Below are 4,640 nucleotides of genomic sequence, written 5' to 3'. Positions count from 1 at the left end.
CAATTCGAGCAGGAGAACGCCCAGTGAAGCTCAGCATTCTCGGCGCCCGAGTCATCGATCCGGCCAGCGGCCTGGATCANGTTACCGATATCCATATTGAAGCCTGCAAGGTCGTTGCCCTTGGCGCCGCGCCCGCCGGTTTTGTGCCCGTCGACACCATTGATGCCAAAGGCCTGGTGGCCGCGCCTGGCCTGGTGGACCTGAACGTCGCCCTGCGTGAGCCGGGTTATAGCCGCAAAGGCAGTATCGCCAGCGAAACCCGCGCCGCCGCTGCCGGTGGCGTGACCAGCCTGTGCTGCCCGCCGCACACCAAGCCCGTGCTGGACACTTCGGCCGTGACCGAGCTGATCCTCGACCGCGCCCGTGAAGCCGGCAACACCAAGGTTTTCCCGATCGGTGCCCTGAGCAAAGGCCTGGACGGCGAACAGCTGGCCGAACTGGTCGCCTTGCGCGATGCCGGCTGCGTGGCCTTCGGCAACGGCCTGGAGAGCTTCCGCAACACCCGCACGTTGTGCCGGGCGCTGGAATACGCGGCCACCTTCGACCTGACGGTGATTTTTCACTCCCAGGACCGCGACCTGGCCGAAGGCGGCCTGGCCCATGAAGGCGCCGTCGCCAGCTTCCTCGGCCTGCCGGGTATTCCGGAAACCGCTGAAACCGTAGCCCTGGCCCGCGACCTGCTGCTGGTCGAGCAAAGCGGCGTGCGTGCGCACTTCAGCCAGCTCACCAGCGCTCGCGGCGTGGCCCTGATCGCTCAGGCCCAGGCCCGTGGCCTGCCGGTGACCGCCGATGTGGCGTTGTATCAACTGATCCTGACCGACGAAGCGCTGATCGACTTTTCCAGCCTTTACCACGTGCAGCCGCCGCTGCGCACCCTGGCCGACCGTGAAGGTTTGCGTGCGGCCGTGAAGTCAGGCGTTGTCTCGGCGATCTCCAGCCATCACCAGCCCCACGAGCGGGATGCCAAGCTGGCACCGTTTGGCGCGACAGAGCCGGGCATCAGCAGCGTCGAACTGTTGCTGCCATTGGCGATGACGCTGGTGGAGGATGGCTTGCTGGATCTGCCAACGTTGTTGGCGCGGCTCAGCAACGGGCCTGCCGAGGCGTTGCGCTTGCCGGCGGGCAAATTGGCGGTAGGTGGGCCGGCGGACATCGTGCTGTTTGATCCGGCGGCTTCAACCGTGGCCGGTGAGACCTGGCTGTCCAAGGGTGAGAACTGCCCATTCATTGGGCATAGCCTGCCAAGCGTGGTGCGTTACACGTTGGTGGATGGGCGGATCAGCCACCAAGCGTAAGACCGCGTCGACCCCAATCGCGGGCAAGCCCGCTCCCACAATGGTTGTGTGAGGCCACAAACTTGCGGCCAACTGATAACCCTGTGGGAGCGGGCTTGCCCGCGATGGCTTACTGGAAGGTGCCTCTGTTCTGCGCGTTGCGCACGGACACCTGGTCATTCAGCGTCCAGAAGTCATACAAAACCCCCAGAAAGAACAACCCGCCCGTCACTAGGTACAGCAATCCGCTGATCCACTTCCCCTGATACATCCGGTGTACGCCCAATACCCCGAGAAACGTCAGCAGAATCCACGCCACGTTGTATTCGATGGGCCCGGCGGTAAAACGCAGGTCCGCTTCACGGTCCATGGCCGGGATCAGGAACACGTCGATCAGCCACCCGATACCGAACAGGCCGAAGGTGAAAAACCAGATTGTCCCGGTCACGGGCTTGCCGTAATAGAAGCGATGCGCCCCGGTAAAACCGAAAATCCAGAGCAGGTAGCCAATCACCTTGCTGTGCGTGTCTTGCTGCTGGCCAGCCTGTTGATAGGTGTTCATGTAGGGCCTCGATTCACACGATAGATAAATATTCTTGAATTCTTTGTGACTTTTTTACAGGTTGCCGACGTATGGCACATGCTACCTTCGTTTCCGTCAAAGCCTTATACCACCTGACTTCTGTCCGACAATGGCGTCCATTTGCCGCTTATTTGGTTCCGTTGACCACAAGTTGAATCGACCAACGGCCTCGGAAGGACAAAAAAAGCTGTTATAAAGTTGCGCGCAAACCAAAAAGAGCCACGCCTAATGCGACCATTTTTCAAGACATGGCTAACCATTTGCCTATTAATGCCACTGGCCGCCCACGCCACCAATCGTGAGCAACGTCTTCCAAACGTTAATGGTTACACCCAAAAAACCCATGTTTCTGCTCCTTCGAGCAAAAACAAGAAAACCGAAAAACGTGTTCCACAGCTGGCTAGCAAAAGCGGCCTTGTTCCGCCGATGGCGACCAAGGAAAGCAGCAACGTGCTGAGTCGCGCCGTCAACGTCCTCGGTACACCTTACCGTTGGGGCGGCAGCAGCCCAAGTAAAGGGTTCGATTGCAGCGGCCTGGTGAAATACGCGTTCAACGACGCCACGTTTGACCTTCCACGCACGTCCAATGCCATGGCCAGCGGTCATGGCGAGAAAGTCGATCGCAAGGATCTGAAGCCGGGCGACCTGATTTTCTTCAACATCAAGAGCCGCCAGGTCAACCACGTTGCCATCTACCTGGGCAACGACCGTTTTATCCACGCACCGCGTCGCGGCAAGTCGGTGACCATCGACACCCTGAAGAAACCGTACTGGGAAAGCCACTACGTGGTTGCCAAGCGGGTTCTGCCGAAAGAGAAGAACACCCTTCAAGTTGTTCAGCGCTGATCTGCTGACACCCTTGATCGTTCCCACGCTCCGCGTGGGAATGCAGCCCGGGACGCTCTCCGCGTCCCTGCCGAANTCTCCGCGTCCCTGCCGAAACGGACGCGGAGCGTCCATTGAGGCATTCCCACGCAGAGCGTGGGAACGATCAATATTCCATCCTCAGAAGTTATCCGGCGACCGCGCCTTCTCCCGTGCATGCTCCCGGCTGATCAAGCCCTTGGCCACCAATTCCTTCAAGCACATATCCAGCGTCTGCATCCCCAGGTTGCCCCCGGTCTGAATCGACGAATACATCTGCGCCACCTTGTCTTCGCGGATCAGGTTACGGATCGCCGACGTGCCGAGCATGATTTCGTGCGCCGCAATGCGCCCGCCACCGATCTTCTTGATCAGGGTCTGCGACACCACCGCCAGTAACGACTCGGACAGCATCGACCGCACCATCGACTTCTCGTCCCCCGGAAACACGTCCACCACGCGGTCGATGGTCTTTGCCGCCGACGTGGTGTGCAGCGTGCCGAACACCAGGTGACCGGTCTCGGCGGCCGTCAGTGCCAGGCGAATGGTCTCCAGGTCACGCATCTCCCCCACCAGAATCACGTCCGGGTCTTCCCGCAGCGCCGAGCGCAGGGCCGTGGCGAAGCTGCGGGTATCACGGTGGACTTCGCGCTGGTTGATCAGGCATTTACGCGATTCGTGGACGAATTCGATGGGGTCTTCGATGGTGAGGATGTGGTGATGGCGATGGTTGTTCAGGTAATCGATCATCGCCGCCAGAGTGGTGGACTTGCCGGAACCGGTGGGGCCCGTCACCAGCACCAGGCCCCGCGGAGCCTCGGTGATCTTGCGAAAAACCTCGCCCATCCCGAGGTCGTCCATGCTCAGGACTTTCGACGGGATGGTCCGGAACACCGCACCCGCCCCCCGGTTCTGGTTGAAGGCGTTGACCCGGAAACGCGCCACGCCGGGCACTTCGAAGGAAAAATCAGTTTCCAGGTGTTTCTCGAAGTCCACCCGCTGGGTGTCGTTCATGATGTCGTAGATCAGCTCATGCACCTGTTTGTGGTCCAGGGCCGGCAGGTTGATGCGCCGCACGTCGCCGTCGACGCGAATCATCGGTGGCAGGCCGGCAGACAGGTGCAGGTCGGACGCGCCCTGTTTAGCGCTGAAGGCCAGCAGCTCAGTGATATCCATAGCGCTCCTCAATTCCAGTAGAATGCCGCCAACCTTCAAACCGCCGGCGCCTCTTGATGTCCACGATAGCAGACAACATTCTTCAGGTTAGTTCGCGCATCCGCGCCGCCGCCCTTGCCGCCCACCGCGACGAGCACAGCGTTCAACTGCTGGCGGTGAGCAAGACCAAGCCTGCCGAGGCCGTGCGCGAGGCGTATGCCGCAGGCGTGAGCGATTTTGGCGAGAACTACCTGCAGGAAGCCCTGGGCAAACAGGCCGAATTAACCGACCTGCCCTTGAGTTGGCACTTCATCGGCCCCATTCAATCGAACAAGACTCGTGCGATCGCCGAGAACTTTGCTTGGGTGCATTCCGTGGACCGCCTGAAAATCGCGCAACGCCTGTCCGAACAACGCCCGGCCGACCTGCCGCCGCTGAACATCTGCATCCAGGTCAACGTCAGTGGCGAAGCCAGCAAATCCGGCTGCACCCCNGCCGACCTGCCGGCCCTGGCCAAGGCCATCAGCGAATTGCCGCGCATCCAGTTGCGCGGGTTGATGGCGATCCCTGAGCCGACTGACGATCGCGCCGCCCAGGACGCTGCTTTTGCTGCCGTGCAAAACCTGCAAGCGAGCCTGAACCTGGGCCTGGACACACTTTCCATGGGCATGAGCCACGACCTTGAGTCAGCCATCGCCCAAGGCGCCACCTGGGTGCGGATCGGTACCGCGCTGTTTGGCGCCCGCGACTACGGCCAGCCATNA

Annotated in this window: 5 protein-coding genes; 3 read left to right on the top strand and 2 right to left on the bottom strand. The window is 60.9% G+C overall.

Features of this window, described 5'->3' with window-relative positions:
- The first annotated feature begins 23 nt into the window (after positions 1-23).
- Positions 24-1,295: a dihydroorotase gene (locus tag B7L09_RS19275; protein WP_094470189.1), complete on the top strand. Its 1,272-nt coding sequence runs from the start codon at positions 24-26 to the stop codon at positions 1,293-1,295.
- Positions 1,296-1,404: 109 nt separating this feature from the next.
- Here the strand turns inward: B7L09_RS19275 and B7L09_RS19270 are convergent, their stop codons facing one another.
- Positions 1,405-1,836 carry an NINE protein gene (locus B7L09_RS19270; RefSeq protein ID WP_094470188.1) on the bottom strand — a complete coding sequence of 144 codons (432 nt, stop codon included), beginning with the start codon at positions 1,834-1,836 and terminating at the stop codon, positions 1,405-1,407.
- Between the two features lie 249 nt (positions 1,837-2,085).
- Between B7L09_RS19270 and B7L09_RS19265 the strand changes: the two genes are divergently transcribed.
- A complete protein-coding gene (locus B7L09_RS19265) occupies positions 2,086-2,703 on the top strand; it encodes a C40 family peptidase (RefSeq protein ID WP_094470187.1) in 618 nt (205 codons plus the stop codon).
- Positions 2,704-2,862: 159 nt separating this feature from the next.
- Here the strand turns inward: B7L09_RS19265 and B7L09_RS19260 are convergent, their stop codons facing one another.
- Positions 2,863-3,897 carry a type IV pilus twitching motility protein PilT gene (locus B7L09_RS19260; RefSeq protein ID WP_094470186.1) on the bottom strand — a complete coding sequence of 345 codons (1,035 nt, stop codon included), beginning with the start codon at positions 3,895-3,897 and terminating at the stop codon, positions 2,863-2,865.
- 56 nt (positions 3,898-3,953) lie between these two features.
- On the opposite strand from B7L09_RS19260, the gene B7L09_RS19255 reads away from it, so the two are divergent.
- Positions 3,954-4,640 (top strand): YggS family pyridoxal phosphate-dependent enzyme (locus tag B7L09_RS19255; protein ID WP_094470190.1); only part of this gene is annotated, 687 nt, incomplete at its 3' end.

The sequence above is a fragment of the Pseudomonas mandelii genome (assembly GCF_002251635.1).
Lineage (GTDB): Bacteria > Pseudomonadota > Gammaproteobacteria > Pseudomonadales > Pseudomonadaceae > Aquipseudomonas > Aquipseudomonas mandelii_B.
The sequence above is the reverse complement of the archived record's forward strand: the minus strand, read 5'-3'. Positions and strand labels throughout refer to the sequence as shown.

Bases quoted from the DNA above. Each gene is read 5' to 3' on its own strand.
- B7L09_RS19260 (WP_094470186.1), bottom strand. From the start codon at position 3,897: ATGGATATCACTGAGCTGCTGGCCTTCAGCGCTAAACAGGGCGCGTCC.
- B7L09_RS19265 (WP_094470187.1), top strand. From the start codon at position 2,086: ATGCGACCATTTTTCAAGACATGGCTAACCATTTGCCTATTAATGCCA.
- B7L09_RS19270 (WP_094470188.1), bottom strand. From the start codon at position 1,836: ATGAACACCTATCAACAGGCTGGCCAGCAGCAAGACACGCACAGCAAG.